Annotated in this window: 23 protein-coding genes; 9 read left to right on the top strand and 14 right to left on the bottom strand. The window is 47.1% G+C overall.

All coding sequences use genetic code 11. The annotated features are described in order from the left end of the window. Nucleotides 1–167: 167 nt before the first annotated feature. Nucleotides 168–902 carry a hypothetical protein gene (locus SOI44_RS00255; RefSeq protein ID WP_331347245.1) on the bottom strand — a complete coding sequence of 245 codons (735 nt, stop codon included), beginning with the start codon at nucleotides 900–902 and terminating at the stop codon, nucleotides 168–170. Nucleotides 903–946: 44 nt separating this feature from the next. On the opposite strand from SOI44_RS00255, the gene SOI44_RS00250 reads away from it, so the two are divergent. After that, entirely contained in the window at nucleotides 947–1,234 is a 288-nt protein-coding gene (locus tag SOI44_RS00250) for an acylphosphatase (protein WP_331347244.1), read from the top strand. Here SOI44_RS00250 and SOI44_RS00245 read toward each other — a convergent pair. After that, nucleotides 1,231–1,995, bottom strand: coding sequence for a TrmH family RNA methyltransferase (locus tag SOI44_RS00245; protein WP_331347243.1), 765 nt, complete (start codon nucleotides 1,993–1,995; stop codon nucleotides 1,231–1,233). The genes SOI44_RS00250 and SOI44_RS00245 overlap by 4 nt on opposite strands. A gap of 213 nt (nucleotides 1,996–2,208) precedes the next feature. On the opposite strand from SOI44_RS00245, the gene SOI44_RS00240 reads away from it, so the two are divergent. Next, nucleotides 2,209–2,883: a response regulator transcription factor gene (locus SOI44_RS00240; RefSeq protein WP_331347242.1), complete on the top strand. Its 675-nt coding sequence runs from the start codon at nucleotides 2,209–2,211 to the stop codon at nucleotides 2,881–2,883. Further along, complete coding sequence (locus tag SOI44_RS00235) at nucleotides 2,880–4,565, top strand: sensor histidine kinase (RefSeq protein WP_331347241.1); 1,686 nt, start codon at nucleotides 2,880–2,882, stop codon at nucleotides 4,563–4,565. Before SOI44_RS00240 ends, SOI44_RS00235 begins: the two co-directional genes overlap by 4 nt. A 61-nt stretch (nucleotides 4,566–4,626) precedes the next feature. Here the strand turns inward: SOI44_RS00235 and SOI44_RS00230 are convergent, their stop codons facing one another. The 5 genes from SOI44_RS00230 to SOI44_RS00210 form a co-directional block, all read right to left on the bottom strand. Further along, complete coding sequence (locus SOI44_RS00230) at nucleotides 4,627–6,333, bottom strand: hypothetical protein (protein WP_331347240.1); 1,707 nt, start codon at nucleotides 6,331–6,333, stop codon at nucleotides 4,627–4,629. Nucleotides 6,334–6,404: 71 nt separating this feature from the next. Further along, a complete protein-coding gene (locus SOI44_RS00225) occupies nucleotides 6,405–7,127 on the bottom strand; it encodes a TrmH family RNA methyltransferase (protein WP_331347239.1) in 723 nt (240 codons plus the stop codon). Next, nucleotides 7,114–8,379 (bottom strand): peptidase U32 family protein, encoded by a 1,266-nt coding sequence (locus SOI44_RS00220; RefSeq protein ID WP_331347238.1) that lies wholly within the window; start codon nucleotides 8,377–8,379, stop codon nucleotides 7,114–7,116. Before SOI44_RS00220 ends, SOI44_RS00225 begins: the two co-directional genes overlap by 14 nt. Further along, nucleotides 8,342–9,223 carry a U32 family peptidase gene (locus SOI44_RS00215; protein ID WP_331347237.1) on the bottom strand — a complete coding sequence of 294 codons (882 nt, stop codon included), beginning with the start codon at nucleotides 9,221–9,223 and terminating at the stop codon, nucleotides 8,342–8,344. Before SOI44_RS00215 ends, SOI44_RS00220 begins: the two co-directional genes overlap by 38 nt. 75 nt (nucleotides 9,224–9,298) lie before the next feature. Next, nucleotides 9,299–10,507 carry a bifunctional folylpolyglutamate synthase/dihydrofolate synthase gene (locus SOI44_RS00210; protein WP_331347236.1) on the bottom strand — a complete coding sequence of 403 codons (1,209 nt, stop codon included), beginning with the start codon at nucleotides 10,505–10,507 and terminating at the stop codon, nucleotides 9,299–9,301. Between the two features lie 211 nt (nucleotides 10,508–10,718). Between SOI44_RS00210 and SOI44_RS00205 the strand changes: the two genes are divergently transcribed. Genes SOI44_RS00205 through SOI44_RS00190 form a run of 4 tightly spaced genes read left to right on the top strand, consistent with a single transcriptional unit; the run spans nucleotide 10,719 to nucleotide 14,130 of the window. After that, nucleotides 10,719–11,303, top strand: coding sequence for an energy coupling factor transporter S component ThiW (locus SOI44_RS00205; protein WP_331347235.1), 585 nt, complete (start codon nucleotides 10,719–10,721; stop codon nucleotides 11,301–11,303). A 57-nt stretch (nucleotides 11,304–11,360) separates the two neighbouring features. Next, complete coding sequence (locus SOI44_RS00200) at nucleotides 11,361–12,008, top strand: YggS family pyridoxal phosphate-dependent enzyme (RefSeq protein ID WP_331347234.1); 648 nt, start codon at nucleotides 11,361–11,363, stop codon at nucleotides 12,006–12,008. Between the two features lie 2 nt (nucleotides 12,009–12,010). Further along, on the top strand, nucleotides 12,011–13,246 hold the full coding sequence (locus tag SOI44_RS00195) for a pyridoxal phosphate-dependent aminotransferase (RefSeq protein ID WP_331347233.1): 1,236 nt from the start codon (nucleotides 12,011–12,013) through the stop codon (nucleotides 13,244–13,246). A 20-nt stretch (nucleotides 13,247–13,266) separates the two neighbouring features. Continuing rightward, on the top strand, nucleotides 13,267–14,130 hold the full coding sequence (locus SOI44_RS00190; RefSeq protein WP_331347232.1) for a zinc dependent phospholipase C family protein: 864 nt from the start codon (nucleotides 13,267–13,269) through the stop codon (nucleotides 14,128–14,130). Between the two features lie 95 nt (nucleotides 14,131–14,225). Here the strand turns inward: SOI44_RS00190 and SOI44_RS00185 are convergent, their stop codons facing one another. Then, nucleotides 14,226–14,402, bottom strand: a complete 177-nt coding sequence (locus SOI44_RS00185) for a hypothetical protein (protein ID WP_331347231.1) — start codon at nucleotides 14,400–14,402, stop codon at nucleotides 14,226–14,228. Further along, a complete protein-coding gene (locus SOI44_RS00180; protein ID WP_331347230.1) occupies nucleotides 14,402–14,707 on the bottom strand; it encodes a hypothetical protein in 306 nt (101 codons plus the stop codon). Before SOI44_RS00180 ends, SOI44_RS00185 begins: the two co-directional genes overlap by 1 nt. Nucleotides 14,708–15,257: 550 nt before the next feature. Between SOI44_RS00180 and SOI44_RS00175 the strand changes: the two genes are divergently transcribed. Continuing rightward, nucleotides 15,258–16,085, top strand: a complete 828-nt coding sequence (locus SOI44_RS00175) for a YwaF family protein (RefSeq protein ID WP_331347229.1) — start codon at nucleotides 15,258–15,260, stop codon at nucleotides 16,083–16,085. Nucleotides 16,086–16,129: 44 nt separating this feature from the next. Here the strand turns inward: SOI44_RS00175 and SOI44_RS00170 are convergent, their stop codons facing one another. From SOI44_RS00170 to SOI44_RS00150, 5 genes are all read right to left on the bottom strand, one after another. After that, nucleotides 16,130–16,522: an Inorganic pyrophosphatase gene (locus tag SOI44_RS00170; RefSeq protein WP_331347228.1), complete on the bottom strand. Its 393-nt coding sequence runs from the start codon at nucleotides 16,520–16,522 to the stop codon at nucleotides 16,130–16,132. Between the two features lie 62 nt (nucleotides 16,523–16,584). Then, complete coding sequence (gene pdxR / locus SOI44_RS00165) at nucleotides 16,585–17,673, bottom strand: MocR-like pyridoxine biosynthesis transcription factor PdxR (protein ID WP_331347227.1); 1,089 nt, start codon at nucleotides 17,671–17,673, stop codon at nucleotides 16,585–16,587. Further along, nucleotides 17,663–18,220 carry a 3'-5' exonuclease gene (locus SOI44_RS00160; RefSeq protein ID WP_331347226.1) on the bottom strand — a complete coding sequence of 186 codons (558 nt, stop codon included), beginning with the start codon at nucleotides 18,218–18,220 and terminating at the stop codon, nucleotides 17,663–17,665. The genes pdxR and SOI44_RS00160 overlap by 11 nt, the downstream gene beginning before the upstream one ends. Beyond that, nucleotides 18,217–18,558, bottom strand: a complete 342-nt coding sequence (locus SOI44_RS00155; protein WP_331347225.1) for an ArsR/SmtB family transcription factor — start codon at nucleotides 18,556–18,558, stop codon at nucleotides 18,217–18,219. Before SOI44_RS00155 ends, SOI44_RS00160 begins: the two co-directional genes overlap by 4 nt. Beyond that, nucleotides 18,555–19,016: a hypothetical protein gene (locus SOI44_RS00150; protein ID WP_331347224.1), complete on the bottom strand. Its 462-nt coding sequence runs from the start codon at nucleotides 19,014–19,016 to the stop codon at nucleotides 18,555–18,557. Before SOI44_RS00150 ends, SOI44_RS00155 begins: the two co-directional genes overlap by 4 nt. A gap of 89 nt (nucleotides 19,017–19,105) precedes the next feature. Between SOI44_RS00150 and tgt the strand changes: the two genes are divergently transcribed. Next, entirely contained in the window at nucleotides 19,106–20,236 is a 1,131-nt protein-coding gene (tgt, locus tag SOI44_RS00145; protein ID WP_331347223.1) for a tRNA guanosine(34) transglycosylase Tgt, read from the top strand. The last annotated feature ends 5 nt before the right edge of the window (nucleotides 20,237–20,241 follow it).

Here is a 20,241-nt window from a genome sequence, read left to right as displayed (position 1 = left end):
AGGATTAATCCCGCTGGAAAAGTGAATTCACTGATCTGGGAAAGCAGGATCTTTTCAGCTGTGGAATCCCTCTCTTTCACTTTCCTTTTTGTTTCAGCTACTTGTCTTTTCTTTATCGCTTTACGCCTGCCATTATAGCATCATGGTTTCAATGTCACAAAGAGAACTTACCACTCATTGCGGTATTCGTTCACTCTGGCATCATCCAGAGCCTGATATAAAGCATCCAGATCATCCTGGGCGGCCGCAGCGGCATCACCCAGCATATCCACGGTGCCCTGGTCCACAACAATACCGCCCTTTCTCGGCACACAGACAACCGGCTGGCCATAGTCCTCCAGAGCACGGATGATGGCATACAGATGCCGTGAATCCTGATCATAGTTCATGTCTGCCGCAAAGCCATGGACAAGGCCAAGGCCGTCTCCATAGCCGAATTCATTGTCGAGATCCGGAATGATCGGATATCTTTCCAGCTGAATCAATGCACCGGCCTGACTGCCCATAACCACACCAGGAAAATGCCTGATGGTTTCATCCAGGCCAAGATCCTGCAGACTGTTCATCATCAGCTGGGGATGTCTGCCTGTCAGATAGATCACATCCGCATCCTTCAGTTTCTCTGCTGCACGTTCCGGATCTTCTTCATAGTAGTCAAAGAAATGAATATTCTCATCCGGGATGCCATAGGCATGAAACGGTCTGGCAAGGCGGTAATATGCATTCACATCTTCACCTGGCTCCTCATATCTCTGCCGCCAGGCATCTTCATCGCTGGCCCAGCCTTCCTGATAGGATAATGGCATGAGTAAAACCCTGCTGGTGGAATTGAGATAGCTTGTCAGTGTCGGGGATGCCCAGTCCTCATCAAAATTTTCTGTATTTAAAAGAATGTTTGTCATGTGATGCATCACTCCTTTTATAATGTAAGCAAGAGGTAAATCATATGGTGAAAAGATTTCATGTGTTTGTCGAAGGACGTGTACAGGGTGTCGGTTTCCGTGGTTTCTGCATGATGCAGGCCCAGCAGCGGCATCTGACAGGAAGTGTCACCAACCTTCCCAATGGCCTGGTGGAAATCTTTGTCCAGGGAGAACAGGAGGGAATTGACAGCTTTCTGGAAGCTGTGCAGGCTGGCAATCAGTTTATCCGGGTCGATGATATGAGCATCAAGGAAGTGCCGGTTGTCCCGGGTGAGAAACGCTTTGGCTACGGTATGGGACAGTATTTTTAAGGCCGGAAATGATACATGATGATACCGCCGGCAACGGCGACATTCAGTGACTCAAAGCCGGACATTTCAATGCGCATGTTTTTGTCACACATGGCAAGAATCTGTGATGAGACGCCATTGCCTTCATTGCCAAGCACAAAAGCCATTTTATCCTGTCTGTCAATGGATGCCATCGGTACGGATGACTGCAGGCTTGTGCCAATGATGGCAAAGTGGTCTTGTTGTAACATGGTGATCGCATCATTGAGATCTTCATAGAAAACGGGCTGGTGGAACAGTGCGCCCTGGGTGCTGCGCACTGTTTTTTCATTATAGAGGTCAGCGCAGGCATGCGAGCAGATCACAGCATCAAAGCAGAAAGACTGTGCTGTGCGCACAAGCGTGCCAAGATTGCCAGGATCCTGCACGCCATCCAGCAGCACAACCCTTTTCATTTCTTTCTTCTCCCATTTCTTTTTATGGCAGACCGCAATCAGATGCACTGCTGATACATTGGCACTGAGTTTTTTCATGATGGCCGGTGTCACCATGACCGTATTTGTAAAGGAAAGCGGGCAGTCCTGATCCGTGATGATGACATCCACACAGTTTTCTTTCAGGGCTTCCTGGATGAGATGTTCTCCTTCTACCAGAAAGCAGCCGCACACATCACGGTCCTTCTTGTTATGCAGCTTTGTCCATTCCTTGATTCTTGCATTCTGCAGTGAAGTGATTGTTTCCATATGCTCTTTTGCCCCGTTTTCTGCGGCGGTGCCATTCACCTTCTCTCTTTTCAGAACAACATTTTACATAACAAAACAGTACTTTGCGATGCCATCCTCACCTTCCTGCTTTGTTTACCTTGATTCTGCCGGTATGAGTGTATCTGAATTTAACACTTTCTTACCTTCTTTACACAATTATTACATTCACTCTGTCATGCATTTTACCTGCATTTTATAATATGTTTTACGGAAGGAAAGATACTGCCTGATATGATGATTTATTGTGTTGAGGATGATGCCAGCATCCGCGAAATTGAAATTTATACACTGAAATCGACTGGCTTTGCGGCAAAAGGATTTGAGACGGCTGCTGATTTTTTTGCGGCACTGCATAATGAGAAGCCTGATCTGATTCTGCTGGATATCATGCTGCCGGATGAAGATGGCACCCAGGTATTGAAGAAGCTGAAGAAGGACCCGGTGACCAGGGATATTCCGGTGATTATGGCCAGTGCCAAGGGTACAGAATATGACAAGGTACAGGGTCTGGATACAGGTGCAGATGATTATCTTGCCAAGCCGTTTGGCATGATGGAGATGGTTTCCCGCATCCGGGCAGTTCTTAGAAGAGTCAATGCTTCCAGTGAGCAGGTTGTCGAAAACAGCGGAATCCGCATGGATGCCAGCCGCCATGAGGTACTGGTGGATGGGGAACCGGTTGTTCTGACATTGAAGGAATATGATCTGCTGTATCTTCTGCTGAGCCATCCGGGTATTGTCTTTACCCGTGATCAGCTGCTCAATCAGATCTGGGGAACAGAGTATGATGGTGAAACAAGAACGGTGGATGTGCATGTGCGTACACTGCGCCAGAAGCTTGGTTCTGCAAGCCATCATATTGACACGGTACGCGGGGTTGGATACCGCTATAAGGAGGACGCATGAAGAAGAAAATATTCCGCTATGTATCTCTCTCCATGGCGGTAATCCTGGCAGCGGCCATGGCCGTGATGATTCTCATTCTGAACAATCACTTTATTTCTTTGGAAACACAGCGGCTGGCCAGTGAGGCAGAGCTTGCCCAGGCGGGCATTGATGCCGGTGCCCAGGACTGGCTGAACAGTCTGGATACACAGAATGCCAATTACCGTATTACCTGGATTGCCCCCAATGGCACCGTCAAGTATGATTCCGAGGTAACGGATGTCAGTACGATGGAAAATCACAGTGACCGCGAAGAATTCAAGGAGGCCCTGTCTGAGGGCAGTGGCACTGCTTCCCGGTATTCCCATACGCTTTCTGTGCGTACCATCTATGCCGCCCGCAAATGTGCGGATGGATCTGTCATCCGGATTGCGGAGAACTATGACACAGCGGGCATTCTGACGATGCGGATGATCTCACCGATCCTTTTGATTCTGATTGCGGCCATCACGATTTCATCGCTGCTTGCCAGACGGCTGGCAGATGAGATTGCCGAACCAATCAATACACTGGATCTGGATCATCCCCTGCAGCAGGATACATATGATGAAATTCAGCCTCTGCTTGTCAGGATCGACAGGCAGAATGAACAGATTGATGAGCAGCTGAATGAGCTTCATCAGAAAAAGAAAGAGTTTGAAACCGTTACTTCATCGATCTCGGAAGGTATTATTCTGCTGAACCGCAATGAAGAGATTGTCTCCATCAATGATGCGGCCCGCAGTCTGTTTGATAAAACAGATGATATGGATGTGCATACGCTGGATGATCTTTGTGACTCTGAACAGATGCACCGTCTTGCTAAAACAACACTGGCCGGCGGCAGCAGTGAGGAGATCATTCAGTTCCATGATGCCGATATCCGGCTGACCGGACATCCGATCACATCCCATGGTGTTTTGACAGGTGCCAGTATTCTCGCCTGTGATATTACTTCTGTTTATGAAGCCGAACAGACAAGACGTGAATTCACGGCCAATGTTTCTCATGAGCTGAAGACACCGCTGCAGTCGATCATGGGCAGTGCGGAACTGCTGGAAAATCATCTGGTCAAGCCGGAGGATACGGACAAGTTCATCCATAAGATTCGCTTTGAAAGTGCCCGCATGCTCACGCTGATTGATGATATTATCCGGCTGTCTCAGCTGGATGAAAATGCTTCTGTGGAAGTGAGCCATCTGCAGCTGAAAGACCTTGCCAGAGAGGCACAGGAAGCTGTTGCGGCAAGTGCGAAAAAGAAGAATGTTACGATTCAAATGGATCTACAGGATGCACCGATCAAGGCTAACAGCCGGCTTGTCTATGAGATTGCCTATAATCTGCTGGACAATGCGATCCGCTATAACCATGAAAATGGCAGTGTCACGATAAAGACCTATGCAGATCATGAACATCACCAGTGTGTTCTTTCTGTGGCAGATACCGGTATTGGTATTCCGCATGAAGCGCAGAGCCGCATCTTTGAACGCTTCTATCGGGTAGATAAATCTCATTCACGGGCAACGGGCGGAACAGGTCTTGGCCTTTCTATTGTCAAACATGCCGCAGCGATCTGTGGTGCGCGTATCACGGTTGCCTCCGAGCTTGGCAAGGGTTCTGTATTTACGGTGAAATTCCCGGAAGATCCGGGTGATGCTGAATAACATGAAAAGAAGCCGCGAGGCTTCTTTTACTATGCTTTGATACTGTTTGCAGACAGCCTGATTACTTGCCGTTTTTGACAAAGTCGAGCAGTGCCTGAGCAGCCTGATCAATGCCATGGTCTCCCTTGTTCGGCAGACCGAGACATGTATAGATTTCACCAACCGGAATGTTCTGCTCAAACAGAGCATCAAACATCTTGTTGATGAGCTTGCCGCACTGTTCCTGACGCTGCATTGGTCCAAACGGATTGGCAAAGAAGGTTGTGGACAGGCCCTTTTCCTGGGTTGTGCCAAGGGCAAACCGCTTGCCCTGGACAAAGACACTCTCAGCGCCATCTCTGTCCTCAAACCAGTGGAGGCCGCGCTTGTCAGTGTAATTGTTGGCATACAGGAAGCAGTCAATCTTATGATCGGATGTGACAACATCATATGGTGCAGCCGGCAGGACAACACGGGCATTCGGCTTTTCCGGATTGAAGAAGATCGAGCGGTCCATGTCCTTGTAGGCAGTTCCTTTGTCAAGATCATCCAGACGGACAAAAGCACCAATCTCAGTGCCCTGGGCACGCAGATTTCCATCTTTATCCAGATGGATGGTACCCATATCATCAAAGACGGTTTCCTGATGATCGATGATATCAGATGCCAGGGCGCTGAGTGCTTCAATTGTTTCGCTCTTGCCGGCACCGGAATCACCCATGAACATCAGGCCTTTCTTGGTACCATCCTTGAGATAGATGTTGACCATGGCACCATGAATCGGCAGCCAGCCGCGGTTGATCATGGCAAGGTTGTGCAGTGTCAGGATTGTCTTCTTGGTATAGCCGAAGTAGTCAATCTTTTCCGTTGCAGAGTCCTTGCCGACCCAGATATCGTTTTCCTCATCATGATAGAAGACAGTATCATCACGTCCATCCGGGTTGCCAAACAGCATGATCGCATCCGGCTTGCGGTTGATCGTATCCTGCATGCTGGCAAGCTCAAACAGGTTTGCTGTTGCCACAGCACTGGTCAGATAGTCGCGGTGGAAATAGCAGTAGATCAGCAGGCTGCCAACCTTAGCAGGGAAGCAGACCCACTCTTCATCACCTTTGATGAAATCTGTGATCGGATTGTGGTCATCATCCTTGAAGACGTTTGTACGCTTGTTGGAATGCGGATGCAGGATGAGCGGTGTCCGCAGCATGATTTCATGAATGAACGGAATGCCTTCGAGAACTTCATAGCCATGAGGTGCTTTCCACTGATAGTACTGCAGTAATAATGCGGCATTTGTGCCGGCCTGCAGCTGACGGTATACCTTGTTGCGGGATCCCTGTACTTTCTGCTGTACGGTACGGTAGAACTTCAGGGCTGTGGCATTGAATTCAGAGTCAGCTTGGATAAATGACTGCAGCTGATAGCCGACTTCATTGTGGGTATACAGCACAGAATAACGCTGCAGTGAACGCCAGTAATGATAGCCTTCTTCGATAACCTCCAGCAGGATATGCGGTGCTTTTGTATACGGATGGTCAATATCCTTCATTTCCAATACAATCAGCAGATTAAGAACCTTCTTGATTTCCTGGCGGACTGACTCTTCGCAGTCATGTCCCTTGAACAGGAATTCATGCAGGTCATAATGTTGCTGCGCGAGATATTCCAGATAATGGTGCAGAAAGGAATTGAAGCAGTCACTTTCCACAAGTTCATGCATGCTGCGCACATAAACCTTGGAATAGTTGATAATCACGGTGTTGTTGTGATAATAGTAAGCTTCTTTCATTGATGCCTCCTTTTTCAGACTACTTGAAAATTCTATCAGAAAACAGATCGTCCGGAATGAAAAATAACGGTTTAATGGCCATTTCTCTGCCGGAATCCTTCAAATGCAATAGCTGCAGCAGCACCAGCTGCGTTCAATGCGGCTCTGAAATCGTTTGCATACGGAATATAGATATTCTGGTCCATTTCTTTCAGTACTTTGGAAGACAGCCCGCGCATCTCGCCGCCAATGGCAATCAGACATGGTTCTGTATAGTCTGCATCCCAATAGGCAATGGCATCTTTGCGCATGGCGGCATAGGCTTTCAGTCCCTGTTTCTTCAAAGCGGCAATATCACCCGGCAGATCTTCACTGAGGACGACATTGAGATATTCACTGGCTCCGGCACTTGCTTTCAGGATCGTAGACTCTACAGGCTGCCAGTTTCTTGCAGAAAGCAGTAAGCCGCTGGCCCCGGCACTGTATAGTGAGCGCATGATATAGCCTAGGTTAAAGGGATCCTCCACCCCTTCCACAACAAACACAAAGGGATTGTCTGACAGTACTTCAGACAGCTGCTGGAAGGATCTTGGCGATACCTGTGCAATCAGGCCGCCATGGGTTCTGCCCTGGGCATGTGCATCGATCCAGGAACGTGTTTTCAAGATGACGGAAATGTTTTTCTCCTGTGCTTTTCTGACAATGAAATGTGCATCTTTGTCATGTCTTGCCTCATCCAGGTAAATTGTTTCAATCTGTCTTCTGCCTGCCAGCATTGCGGCCTTTACACTGAGGCCTCCTTCAATCTGTATCATCGTCTGCTGCCTTTCTGATAATATCGCCTGCGGCTAATTCGTCTTCGCTTGCAAAATGAATGATGGACATCGGTTTGCGCACGGTATCCAGATATTCATCCTGGTCATTCTGAATGGATGAAAGTGTAATGTTTCGAATTTCTCTGCCTGGCGAAAGGACTTCTGCCTTTTCATGGTTGTCAAAGGCATTGCGCACCTGCATCCATGCTGTGTGTGTATCACGGTCATAGCGCATGATCGTGCCAAGGAAGTCATGGTTAACATGGTTGTTGCTGTTTTCATGATAGATGATCGAATCCTGGCTGGCAATGCCGCCATAGAAGCCATCACATACTTCCCTGTTTTCCCCTCTCATAATCTGGGCAATATGTGCTTCCAGTTTCTCATCAGAAATATTGCCATCATGTTCATACAGATCATCAATCATTCTGCGGTATCCCGACACAACATTGGCCACATAGTATTCGGTCTTCATTCTGCCTTCAATCTTCAGTGAAGACACGCCTGCCTTCATCAGGTCTTTGATCCATCTGCCTGCCATCAGATCACGTGAACCCATCGTAAACCAGCTGTTTTCATCATTAATCTGTCTGTCATTTTCAAACAGGCGGTACTGCCAGCGGCAGCTCTGGGCACAGCCGCCCCGGTTGGCATCACGCAGGGTCATCCGGTTGGATAGCGTACATCTGCCTGAGTAATTGACACACATACCGCCATGAATGAAGGCTTCTGTTTCAATCGGACAGTTTGCTGTGATTTCTTCTACTTCTTTCATGGTGCATTCTCTGCCCAGCACCACTCTGTCAATGCCAAGTGTCTCATGCAGAAACTTTGCGGCACGCACATTGGTAATCGACATCTGGGTGCTGCCATGTACTTCGATATGTGTCGTATTCTCCTTGATCAGTTTCATGATCGATGGGGAGGCGACAATCGCAGCATCCACACCGGCATCTTCCAGTGCCTGTACATATTCCTTCAGGCCGATGAAGTCTTCGCCGTGCGGAATCACATTCACCGTCACATGAATTCTGGCATGATGGGCATGAGCAAAATCACAGGCTGCTTTGATATCATCCATCGTAAAGTTGGATGCTCTTGAGCGCAGGGAGAAGTTCATCCCGCCAAGATACACGGCATCAGCGCCATATAGGATGGCAGTACGTGCCCTGGAAAGATCACCTGCCGGGGCCAGCAGCTCCGGTTTCTTCAGCTTACCGGACGGTTTTCTCATGATAATATCCACTGTCATATGCATTTTCTCCCATTGCTGTCATTACTTCATTTGTGACAGATTCCACATCTTCTGACTGCAGGATGCGGCTGTAGCCCCTGATGCTTTCAAAATATTTCACACGGTCTTCATACAGGCCTGAAAGCAGATAGTGGCAGATACCAGCCTGCATGAACTGGTTCATCTCCTGCCAGGATTCCAGCCTGTCATCAGAGTAGATAATCGTGCCGTTTTCATCTTCATAGACGGGCATCTTTCCCTGCCGTTTGGCTTCCTGCAGGAACAGGTCCTTTCTCTCTTTCAATTCTTCCGGATAAGAGAATGCCTGTTTCCATGCAGAAAGCAATGGCCGGTGGGAACGGGAAAGCACCGGATGACCATGGATGAAGAGGATCGCATCCGGATTGCCTTTTGCCGCATCAATCGTTTCTTCAATTGTCAGCAATGGTGAAACAACGGCTCCGGCAAGATGGCAGCTGTGCCAGAAGGAAATGTCCTGAGAGCTGGTTAACAGTGTATCCGGATGATAGACGAGTCTGTTTTCCATGTGGTACTGCCTTGCTGTTTCCAGCACGGCAAGATCCGCAAAGTAAAGATGTTTGATGTCATCATTGATATGTGCAAACAGATCATCCAGCAGATGCATTTCTTCCTGGGCGAAGATCTTGTTGACAAGCAGTGCTGCCTGCATGCCAAAGGCATGGGCGGATTGTGCCAGATCAAAAGCATCCTGAAGATTCATTTTGCTGGCAGAAGTAAAACTGTATCCGGACAGCGGAATCAGGATTTGGGTGGCACCGGCATTGGCAAGGGCTGGCAGATCCCGCTTTTGTTCGATCAGTGCTGTCAGTGTATACTGCATATTTGTATATCCTTTCTGCATTGTGATTCTGTTTTATGATATATGAAACGGCTGAAAATGCACTGTTTTTGGCTTTTATGGCTCTGGAAGAACCATGTTTCTGACAAGTGAAATAAAGTGCAGTGATCCAGCTGCGATCACAAAGCCTTCGTTTTTCCTCTGTTCTTTTGCACAGGCAATGGCTTTTGCGGGATCCGGTATCAAGATCGCTCCTGGCACCGCAAGTTCCTGCAGAGAATCAGCCCTATCATCCTGGAAGGATGTAATGATGAGCTGGTCACATACCTTCTTCAACATCACAGCCATCTGGTATCCGGGCTTATCACGCAGGGCACTGAAGACAGCGGTTTTTGGTCCTGGCATAACTGCAAGTGTCCTGCACAGAGCTTCCATACCTTCGATATTATGTGCCCCGTCCACAATGATGCATGGATGTGTGGATATCACTTCAAACCGGCCTGCCCATTGGGTCTGCTGGATGGCCTGATGAACCGCAGGTGTGTGAATATTGATGCCAAGCAGGAACGCTGCCTGTAATGCCAGGGCAGCATTTGCCTTTTGATACTGGGCTGGCATGGACAGATGAAAGGTATCATGATCAAAGGAAAATGCCTGTCTGCCCCGGTCATACCATGGCTTTGTATATGTCAAAGCACAGTGCTGCTGGTGTGCATATGCAGAGATGACGGCTCTGGCATGGGGATCATCAGTGCCGCAAAGGCCATGGCCATATGGCTTGAGAATACCGGCTTTGGCAAAGGCAATCTGGGAGATTCTGGATCCCAGAATCTGCATGTGGTCATAGCTGATGGTTGTAATGATGGCAAGGTCCGGTACCGGGATCACATTGGTGCTGTCATCCCGCCCGCCGATGCCGGCTTCAATGATGGCAGTATCCACGCCTTCTTCCACAAACCAGTGCAGTGCGATCAGAAAATCAATTTCAAACATGCCAAGGTCATATTTTTCAATGACCGGCAGCAGCTTCTTGAGAAGCTTTGTGAAGGTGTCATGAGGAATCCATTGATGTCCAATCCGAATGCGGTCATTGTGACAGACAAGATGAGGAGAAGTAAACATACCTGTTCTGATACCGCAGGATGTTAGAATTTCCATCAGAAAGGCACAGGTGGATCCTTTCCCATTGGTGCCGGCCACATGGATGAAGTGCAGTTTGTTCTGTACATCGCCGGTGTCATGCAGAGCATTGCGCAATGGCTGCAGGCCATGATGCCTGCTTTTTCGTGCCATCACCCAGTTTTCATCATTTTCTGTTTGTGTCATTGCTTTCCTCTTTTGTGTCCATGGTATCACATTGTTTTTTTCTTGCCTGATCATTGTGTATGCGTTACAGTATGGCCGTCAACAGTCCGCGTCAAGTGCTGTGTACCGGGAAGTACACGGACGAAAAGAACAATACTCTTGCGGTGAGCTGTCTGATTCCCAAAACGTGAATATGACCTCCTTCACGGGTTGGTGAAAGGAGGTTTTTTATATGAGAAAAGAAATGTGGAAGTCATCTGCAGAAAAGCTGAAGTCGGTGCGCTGGCTGGCTGTCATGGCCATCTTTCTTGCCCTGCGCATTGTCGTCTCGCGCTTTTCGATTCCGGTCGGCGTCAACCTGTACTTTTCCTTTGACTTTCTGATCAATGCCATCTGCGGCATGATTCTGGGCCCCACCGCAGGCATTATCTTTGCCGTAGTGGAAGACATCATGTCCTATATGCTGTTTCCGGATGGCTATGGCTTTTTTGCCGGCTATACCCTGACGGCGGTGCTTGGCATTCTGTGCTATGCCTTCTGCATGTATGATCAGAAACAATCCGTACTCAAGATTGCCATTGCCAAGGCAGTTTCTTCCTTTGGTGTCAATGTACTGCTTGGATCCTATTGGACATATATTCTGACCGGCGGCAGTAAAGCTTATCTTTACTATGCCGGCAAAAGTCTTTTCAAGAATGCCATTCTCTATCCCTTCCAGGTAGTTGCGATCGTTCTGCTTGTCAATCTGCTCATTCCTTATCTGTCCCGCCATCATTTCATCAAGGCACAGAAATCCCCGATGTCACTTGTACGCTGAGTGCAAATATTGCGGTTTGCCCATAACCATGCTGTTTTACCGGAGTATAATAGCGGTATGATTCCATCACATTATGAAAAAGTGAAGAAAGCCTGTGGCGATCAGGCAAAGCTGTGTGTGGTGACAAAGAAGCGCTCCAAAGAAGAGATGATGTCCTACTATGATGCCGGTGAGCGCATCTTTGGTGAAAACCATGCCCAGGAGCTGCTTAGCAAGATTGATCTGCCTTCTGATATCCAGTGGCAGTTCATCGGCCATCTGCAGCGTAATAAAGTCAAAGCGATCATTCCGTATGTATCCTGCATTCAATCGCTGGATTCTGTAGAGCTTGCCAAAGAAATTGACAAGCAGTGTGCACGGATTGGCAAAACCGTGGATGTGCTGTGTGAGTTTCATATGGCGGATGAGGATGAAAACAAGAGCGGCCATGATCCTGCGGATGCGGATGATTTTGTGAAAGCCTGTATGTCTTTTACGCATCTGAATGTGTGCGGCATCATGGCTATGGGCCCGCATACAGATGATACAAAGAGGATCCGGGATGTGTTTATGAAGACGCATGCTTTATATGAACATCTGCAGAGCATCTATGGTGCAGAAAAGATCCATACCCTTTCCATGGGTATGAGCAGTGATTATGAAATAGCACTCGCCTGCGGGTCGAATATGGTCCGGGTGGGAACATATCTGTTTAAGGAGGACTGAACATGTCATTTGTCAGAAAAAGTGCTGATTTAACCCCGATTGTAGATACGGTCTTTGCAGTAATTGCCAAGGCTAAGGAAGATGCCGCCGTCAATGGCGATGCGGTTGTCAATGCGACGATTGGCTCTCTCTATGATGAGGACAATCATCTGGTTGCCTATGATACCGTCTTTAATCACTATGATGCCATTGACCACCGGATCAAAGCTTCCTATGCAGCCAGCTTCACTGGCAACCCGGATTACCGGCAGCAGGTTTATAACTGGGTGACATACGGCCAGAAGCTGAATCTTGCACATACAGTCATTGCCACACCGGGTGGATCCGGTGCTGTTTCCATTGGCTTTACAACCTTCCTGGATGAAGGTGAAACCGTCATTCTGCCGGAGATTGCCTGGGGTTCTTATGCATTGATGGCACATGAGAACAATATGAATTACATCACCTACAAGAACTTTGATGGTGACCGTTTCAATCTGGAGAGTCTGAAGGAATGTGTCAATACCGTCAAGGCAAAGCAGGACAGAGTTGTGATTGTGCTCAATGATCCCTGCCAGAACCCTACCGGCTACTGTCTGAAGGAACAGGAATGGAAGGATTTTGTCAGCTATCTGAATGAAGCTTCGAAAGGCTGCGATATCATCCTGATCAATGATATTGCCTACATCGACTATTCCTATCGTTCCATGGAAGATGCCAGACATTATATGTCTTACTTCAATGATCTGTCTGATAATGTCATGGTGGAGATCTGCTTCTCCTGCTCCAAGACACTGACATCCTATGGCCTTCGCTGCGGTGCTGCTATTGTTCTGGCGCAGAAGAAAGAAGATGTCCGTGATGCCGAGATCATCATGGAGAAGAAGGCCCGTGCTACCTGGAGCAACATTCCAAATGCGGCCATGGCCAACTTTGTATGGACGGTGACTGAGAATCGGGATGCCTTCCTGAAAGAAAAGCAGAAATATATTGATCTGATGCGGGAGCGTTCTTCTTTATTCATCAAAGAAGCAAAGGAAGCTGCTCTGGACTGTTATCCATATGATGAAGGCTTCTTTGTGACACTGCGGATTGATGATAACAAGTACCGCGACCGTCTGCACCAGGCACTGATGGACAATCATATTTATACGGTCAGTGTCAATCATGGCATCCGGATTGCCATCTGTTCCCTGCCATTGGTCAAGGTGCATGGTCTTGCCGCTAAGATCAAGGAAGTTGCTGAAAAGACGAAGTAAACAGAAGGAAGGTTTGATTCATGCCAGCCGCAACAACGCATGTAGAATTTGCCAAAGATGTATTCCGTGCCCTGCCGGAAGCACAGAAGCAGGAAATCACGGACATGCCTATGTATTACATGGGATCTCAGGGTCCGGATATGCTGTTTTTCTCCCGTTTTTCCATTCTGCCTGGCACCCTTGCACCGATTGGCGGCAAAATGCACGATGAAAAGATCCGGGAAGTCCTGTCCTTTTTTGAGAATTATGCCCATCGTGATCCAGCCCTGCGGTCCTATTTTGACGGGTATCTCTGCCACTATGCCCTGGATCAGAATGAGCATCCTCTGATCAATGCCTATGCACATCATGAAAGCATGCGGACAGGCAGAACAGAAAGTGAAATTCATTTCCGCATCGAAGGTGAATTTGATGTCTACATTCTTTCTTTGAAAGGCAGAAGCTGGAAAGATTACGATGTTTACAAATATCTGCAGCTTTCTCAGGAAGATACGGAAAAGCTTGCCCTGATGTATCAGAGCATGATCAAAAATGTCTTTGGCATTGATCTGACTGTGAAACAGCTGATGGATGACATCAGGGATGTACACCGCATGACCCGCTATCTCAAGCCATCAAAGTTCAAATATCATCTGGCTTCCTACGTAGAGTCTTTGATCAAGGCACCAAAGATGGTCAGCGGCATGATGCTCAGTGACGACAAGAAACCAACGGCATTGAATGAAGCACACGAAGTATGGCATCCTGTCTATGCACCACAGGAAGTCCATACAGAATCCTTCATGGATCTGTATGAAAAAGCAGAGAAAGATGCTGTAAAGTGGATCATCCATCATACTGAGGCTGATTTCTGCCGGAACTTTGTCGGTGAACCGATCAAATAAATTGATGAGATATGACTGTGGATCTTGCCGCAGTCATTTTCTTTTTGCCTGTCAAAATACATATGCAGGATAACATTTCTAATCCTTAGTCTTAGTTAAAATTCCTGAAGATTCAGCGTATCAAGCAGCCAGAATAATCCTATCATAGCAAGAAAAAACACAACGAATAATATTATCAAAAGCATGGCCTTTTTCTTTCTTCCCTTTGAAAGATTTTCATCTGCTTTATAGATGATGAAAAAGCTGATAAAATCCAAAATCTGTTCTAACATCAGAAGCTCCAGACGCCAGTTTTGGCATATCGGTAAATCGCATTTGCCAATTTTATTGGCGATACACCAGGTGCCCAGGCAGCTCTATTAACGTAATTAACAACAACATTATAAATTTGTGGATAGTATGTAAGAACCCAGAGCAGTGCAGTGGCAACTGCTCCACTCATTGCTATCTCTGATTCTTCAACTTCTGTAATGGGAGTATCCTGTTGTGGTAGTTCTTTCGCTTCAATCTTTGTGGTGCATAGAGAAAAGATCATTGCTAAAGCAAGCAGACTTGGAATTGCCTTTTTAAGAATCATTTCTTCCTCCTTCTGATAAAAAGGATTTCAGGTCAAATAAAATTATCAGATCATATATATTCCTGTTTGATCAATTGCAATCTTCCTGATGATTATTCCTTTCTATCCTATTTTGTTACATTGTAAATTATTATTATTTATAAAGAAGGCTTTTATTTGAAATTTGATTCCTATATAATTATTTTTTTGTATTATATAGTTACTATTTTCTTAAAGTTTCCATATCAACCAATGGGATGTTTTTCCACATAATATATTCTCGTGTCACGATGTTTGTTCAGATGATTCTGCCCTTTATTGTCATGCTCTGGTATAAAACGATATGTTTCTTTTCTCACGGCCTGCATGATATGACATACCATCTGCGAACAGACCTTTGCATGCAGGAAATCTGTTCTTGAAAAGAAGATTATGAGAACATTTTCTCACAGTCTTTTTTATACAAGCGGTAAAAACTGTCCTATACACAGTTTGATTTCTGTTATGTCTCCTTCATGAAAAGGAATACTAGAATCAGGTAAGAAGAGGCAGAAAGGACAGGTGTAATGACATGAAAAAGATACTGCGCGATGTTCTGGCACGATTCTTTGCGGATGAAGGGGTATACCCTGCTGCCGGTATTCCATCGAAAGGATATTTTGTGCTGATCATCGTTACTGTTTTCTGTATTTATTGTGGTTTGAAACATACCCTGCAGTGGTCCTATACAAAAATCCGGTCTTTGATCAAAGCCATAATTGTCATGCTTTGTACATTGGAAATCATCAAGATCGGCTGGCGTTTCTATTATGGCTATGGCCGGCAGCTCAACACATGGGTTCCTTTGTATTTCTGCAGTATTACCCTGTTTGCCGGTATTCTGAGTGCCTTTGCAAAAGGAACGCTGCAGCATATCGGTGATGTATTTCTCTGTACCGGAGGTTTGTGCGGCGGCATTGTCTTTCTGATGTACCCAGCAACATCACTGATGTCATTTCCTGCTTTTCATTTCCTTAGCATACACAGTTTTCTGTATCATGGCTGTATGACCTATCTTGGCATCCTGATGAACCGCAGCGGGCTTGTCTCTCTGAAATCATCTGATTTCCGTTATTATGCAATGTATGTACTGTTCTTCTGTATACTTGCCTTGATTTTAAATCAGAGGAAAGGTTCCAATCTGATGTTTATCAGCAAACCGCTTGATGGAACCATGTACCAGCTGATGGGAAAAATCTGCGGGAAGCTGTATACACCGGTGATGATCCTGATCCAGATGACCATACCGTTTGCCGTGATTCTGTGGTTTAAGAACAATACTGCCCTGCTCAGCCGGCCAGCCTGGTATGACATGGCAGCGGTCAGTGCACTGCATTGCCATCATGTTTTCTGGCGCTGACAGGCATAAAAAAACTGTGAAGGAACACCTTCACAGTCTGATTGTCAATTATCCGAAACGCCCCAGGACGGGATGACATTGGAGCGGCGGATCAGCACTGTCTTCTGGAAGTCGGTCTGATTCAGAAACCGCAGCACCGCCATCACTTCCTCTTCCGTGCATCCAATGAGCATCTTGACATCCAGCTCTTTGGTTAAAATGTCAGCTGCCACAACAAGTGCCGTGATCTGACTGCGGTCCCCGCTGCCGGCATAGACGGATACACCTTCATCCGTCGTACTCTTTGTATCGCCAAGATGACCATAATCGGTTGGATAAACAAGATTGCGGAATGTATCGTGAACTTCCCCTTTTTTCTTTGATAAGACAAGTTTTCCCGACAAAAAGAGAGTATCTACTTTCTGCCAGAAGAAAGCATTATTTTCATAATCTGCCATTACTGCTACCTCACATATACGTACTAATTATACTAAAATCTTTCACGATGTAAACACATTCATTATTTTTGAAAACTTTTCATATGTTTTTGCATTCTCTGCTGGCGTTTCACTCTGTTCAGATGACGCTCAAAACCGCCGTTGTTCAGCAGCTGGGCAACAGTAAGCTGATCAAACGTTGAAACATTGCAGGAAAGATCCGCAATCTTTCCAAGCAGCTCTTCTTTTCGTCTTGCAGGCAGAATCATATAGGAAATCCGGAATGAGGGAGCAATGGTACGGGTAAAGCTGTTGAGATAAATCACACTGCTTTCCGGTTCCATGGCAAACAGCGTTTTCTGAATTGGTGAGGATGCCGCAAATTCACTTGCATAGTCATCTTCGATCAGGATGCCCTGTCTCTCTTTAGCCCATTTGAGATATTCCTGGCGTTTGCCGGCATCGGCACTGACACCGGTTGGATAGGATGAAACCGGTGTGACATGCAGAATATGGGCATGGGTGCGCTGCAGCTCACTTGTCTGAATGCCGTTTGGCCCCATTTTCAGCCTGTCCACTCTGACACCTTCGTTTTCATAAATGCGCTTGATTCTGGCATAGCCGGGATCTTCGATGCCATAGATCTGCTTTCTTGAAAGCATCTGTACAATCAGGGCATAGGCAGATTCACTGCCGGCTGCGATGATGATCTGATCCGGTGACACATGCATATCCCTGCTTCTGGAAAGATAGGCTGCGATGGCCTGACGCAGGATCAAGCAGCCGCTGCCCTCACTACGTTCCAGAATTTCTTCCTGATATTCACTGAGCACATGGCGCATCGTAGATGCCAGCTGAGGATAAGGAAACAGCTTTGTATAGTCTTCCCGCTTTCTTTCCAGCACTGGTTCTGTGATTGTTACAGGAACATTGAAAAGATCACCGGACTGATAGATGACTTCATAGCCGCGCCTTGGCCTGGGCGTAATATAACCCTCTTCATCCAGCAGCCGCATGGCATGTTCAATGGTGATCAAAGAAACATTGTACTGCAAGGCACAGGTGCGCTTGGATGGCAGAAAGTGATGCAGCGGATAGGCCCCGCTGATGATCTTGTCACGCAGATCCTGATAGACAATCAGATAGGATGCGTCTTTTTTCTCAGAGTTCATAGATTCTTGTATGGCAGACCTTGAGCAGTTCCTCAATGTCAAAAATGCCGGTCATGTTCATGACGGAGGCAACAATCATCAGGCAGCCATAACTGTCAGACAAGGCATTGTGGTGATTCAGTTCGATATGAAGATAGTCACACATATCACCAAGACCATGATGCGTCAATTGCGGGAATACCCGGCGGCTGAGTTCTACTGTGTCAAAGTAGGAAAGCACCGGGATGGGCCTGCCGGTATTGAGACACGTATCCTTGAGACATTTCATGTCAAAGCGGGCATTGTGGGCGGTGACCAGGGCACCATCCAGCTGGTGCATCAGTTCAGGATAGATCACATCAAAGGTTGGTGCATCTTTGACATCCTGGGGATGAATGCCATGAATTCTGACATTCCATTTTGAGAAGTAAGAGACATTGCTTTCCGGCTGGATCAATGTGTAATAGCTTTCTTCACAGGCACCGTCTTCCATGATGGAAACACCGACTGAGCATACGGATGCACTTGCCTGGTTGGCCGTTTCAAAGTCAATTGCAGCGATCTTCATTCGCGGATATGGTCCAGTGCCATCTTGTAAATATTCTGAATGTGTTCATCAGCCATGCGGTAATACACATTCTTGCCGGCCTTGCGGGAAGTGACAAGCTTGGTCTTCTTGAGGGAGCCAAGCTGATGGGAAACAGCACTCTGGCTCATTTCCAGAAGTGCAGAAAGATCGGAAACACACAGTTCATTTGTAAACAGAACACTCATGATCTTCAGACGCGTACTGTCTGAAAACATCTCAAAGATCATCGAAAGCTCATCATATTCTCTTTCTTTCAGCATCTGTTTCTTACAGGCCTGTACAGCCTGTGGATCTACAGCCGCAATGTCTTTCTTCATGCCTTTCTCCTTCCCGATGAACGCTTCATCTCTTTGCCAGGTGCATACAGATTCATCATATTGCGGATCCGTATCCGGGAAAACATCTCAACACTTTCACTGTTCCCGTTGACCAGCTCTACCACCAGCTGATCACACGAACGGTGGTACTCATAGTGCCAGGATACAATTTCATCATAATAAATCATCGTGCATTCCGTGCGGTCGCTGTGGTTGTACATCAGCATATACTCACTGGCAAACTGCACCAGAATCCGGTCCGGCATGACGGTAATGGCAAATACGGTCAGAATGACCATTGGCAGTGCAATGCCGAACATATATGGTTTCCATATCAGCAAAGCAATGCCAATGGCAAGAAATACAAACAGCAGCCACCATGGCTTGACCCGGATGGATGCCGCATTGCGGCGGACTTCTTCGGGTACATTTCTGATTTTGATATACTGAGACTTCATACTTCCCTGATTATACACCGGGCTGTGCACTCCCATGCACTGATTTTTTTCGCGTATCTGCTATACTAGACAGGCAGAAATGAGGAGTTATGAGACCAGTTGAGTTTGAAATCACACATATATGCCGGCAGTCGGGGGCACGCACCGGCATTCTTCATACACCGCATGGTGATGTGGAAACACCGATGTTCATGCCGGTAGGCACCCAGGCAACCGTAAAATTCATTTCCCCGGAAGAGCTGTATGACATGGGCGCTGGGGTTGTGCTTGCCAACACCTATCATCTGTGGCTGCAGCCGGGTGAAGACATTCTGGTAAAAGCCGGCGGTGTGCAGAAGTTCATGAACTACCATGGCCCGATGTTGACAGACTCCGGCGGGTTTCAGGTATTTTCTTTGTCAAAGCTGCGCAAGATCGAGGAAGAAGGCGTTTCCTTCCGCAATCCCCGCAATGGCGACAAGCTGTTTCTTTCTCCGGAGAAATCAATTCATATCCAGAACTGCATCGGTGCAGATATCATGATGTCCTTTGATGAGTGCATCCCCTATCCTGCTACCTATGAATATGCAAAGAAGTCCATGGAGCGCACCCTGCGCTGGGCCAAGCGCGGCAAGGATGCCAACCAGCGTCCTGATGAGCAGGCTTTGTTTGGCATTGTACAGGGCGGTGATTATGAAGATCTGCGTGATTACTGTGCTGAAAAGCTTGTCGAGATGGATTTTGACGGCTATGCCATCGGCGGTACATCTGTTGGCGAAGACAAGACGACCATGTACAGGATGGTAAAGTGGTCCCAGGAAAAGCTGCCGTTTGACAAGCCGCGCTATCTGATGGGTGTCGGTGCGGTCAATGACCTGCTGGAAGCAGTATCGCTGAACATTGATATGTGTGACTGTGTGCTGCCTACCCGCATTGCCCGCCATGGCACCCTGATGACAAGCCAGGGCCGCATCAATATCAGCCGGCCGCAGTACAGAGATGATTTTGCAACGCTGGATCCGCAGTGTGACTGCTATACATGCCGAAATTATTCACGGGCCTATCTGCATCATCTGACCCGGACAAAGGAAGGCTTTGGCACCCGCCTGCTGTCGATCCATAACACGCGCTTCCTGTTAAAGCTGATGGAAGAGGTGCGCCAGGCGATTAAAGAAGACCGCTATGATGATTTCAAACGGGAAACGCTGGCAAACATGAAGTTTGATGAAAGAGGGTTTTAATACAT

The sequence above is a fragment of the Lactimicrobium sp. genome (assembly GCF_036453465.1).
Classification (GTDB): domain Bacteria; phylum Bacillota_I; class Bacilli_A; order Erysipelotrichales; family Erysipelotrichaceae; genus Bulleidia.
Note: the sequence above shows the minus strand (reverse complement) of the source record. Positions and strands in the feature narration are given on the sequence as shown.